Source organism: Micromonospora sp. DT41 (genome assembly GCF_049841715.1).
GTDB lineage: Bacteria > Actinomycetota > Actinomycetes > Mycobacteriales > Micromonosporaceae > Micromonospora > Micromonospora profundi.
In genome coordinates this window covers 1-1,331 of record NZ_JBNCKU010000043.1, presented here as the reverse complement: position 1 = coordinate 1,331, position 1,331 = coordinate 1, and the positions used below count along the sequence as shown (strand labels likewise).

The 1,331-nt window shown below is 68.6% G+C and carries 1 protein-coding gene; it reads left to right on the top strand.

Annotated elements, in window-relative coordinates; all coding sequences use genetic code 11:
* Window positions 1–199 precede the first annotated feature (199 nt).
* Entirely contained in the window at window positions 200–1,312 is a 1,113-nt protein-coding gene (locus ACLQ23_RS31495) for an ISAs1 family transposase (protein ID WP_425736163.1), read from the top strand.
* Window positions 1,313–1,331: the final 19 nt, after the last annotated feature.

Sequence of the window (1,331 nt, the reverse complement as noted above, 5' to 3'; positions counted from 1 at the left end):
GCAGGGCCCCGGCAAAGTCGTGACGGTGTCTGACTTGTGGGGCTTGGAGTAGAAGCGCCGCTGTTGGTGGCAGCAAGACGGGCATGACCTGTTCGAAAGATCATCAAGGTTCCTACGCCATGCTGATCGCCCGAAGTGAGTCATGCCCGCGCTGCCATCATCGCTGATCTCGTCCCTGTCCTGCGCACCGGCTCTGACCGTGCCCGAAACCGCCGGTGGGCTGCCCGAAGCGCTCGCCGATCTCCCTGATCCACGAGCCAGGCGAGGTATCCGGCACCGGCTGACGGTCGTGGTCACCGCGGCCGTGTGTGCCGTGGTGGCCGGATACCGCTCGTACGCCGCGATCGCCGAATGGGTCGCCGACGTACCGGCCACGACGGCTCTCGCCCTGGGCATGACTGCCGACCGGCGCCCGTCGGAGGCGATGATCCGTCGGCTGTTGCAGGCCATGGACCCGCAACTACTGACCGCGGCGATCAGTGTCTGGCTCGCCGGCCGGGCCACCGTCACCACCGCGACAGCCGGCCGGGCGATCGCTGTGGACGGCAAGGCCCTGCGCGGCTCCCGCACCACCGACACCCCTGCCCGGCACGTGATGACCGCCTGCGACCAGGCCACCGGTGTGGTCCTGGCCAGCATCGACGTCGACGGCAAGACCAACGAGATCACCCGATTCGCGCCGCTGCTCGACCAGATCAGCGACCTCCGCGACACCGTGATCACCGCCGACGCCCTGCACTGCCAACGCCAGCACGTCACCTACCTCGCCGAGCGCGGCGCGCACTGGATCCTGACCGTCAAAGGCAACCAGCCCCACCTGCACGCCCAACTCACCGCACTGCCCTGGCGGGCACTCCCCGACGCCACCCGCGACACCGACCGCGGACACGGCCGCCGCGAGATCCGCACCCTGAAAACCCTGACGATCTCCACCGGCATCGACTTCCCGCACGCCGCCCAAGCCATCCAGATCCGCCGCCGCAGACGCCGCCTCGACCAGCCGAAACGCTTCACCACCGAGACCGTCTACGCCATCACCGACCTCCGCGTCCACCAGGCCAAACCGGCACAACTGGCCGGCTGGATCCGCGGCCACTGGTCAATCGAAAACAAGATCCACTGGGTCCGCGACGTCACCTACGACGAAGACCGATCCCAGATCCGCACCGGCACCGGACCCGAAGTCATGGCCGCCCTCCGCAACGCCGCCATCAGCGCACTACGCCTGACCGGAGCCACCAACATCGCCGCCGCCAACCGACATCACGCCCGCGACAGCACCCGCCCACTGGCACTGCTCGGCATCACCTGACGACTTTGCCGGGGCCCTG